Annotated in this window: 1 protein-coding gene; it reads right to left on the bottom strand. The window is 51.7% G+C overall.

Annotated features, from left to right (window positions below):
• A partial coding sequence (locus AC2A06_RS19145; protein WP_484381343.1) for a hypothetical protein occupies positions 1–207 on the bottom strand: 207 nt, incomplete at both ends.

Here is a 207-nt window from a genome sequence, read left to right as displayed (position 1 = left end):
TTGGTCTTATTGGTAGCTGTGGTCTGGTTATACAAGACAGCAAGACCGCGCCCAAGGTTACCTCCGTTCGACGTAAGTGTGTTGAAGTCGACATGGCCAGTAATATCAATGGTACCGTTATTATCGATATCCACCGCCCCAAGTTCGTGCATAAAGCTCAAGGCAGCAGGCAGCGCGCCACCTGGGTGACCATTTGGACCATCTGGG

The organism is Serratia sp. HNCC26DJ244, from assembly GCF_057180565.1.
The sequence above is the reverse complement of the archived record's forward strand: the minus strand, read 5'-3'. Positions and strand labels throughout refer to the sequence as shown.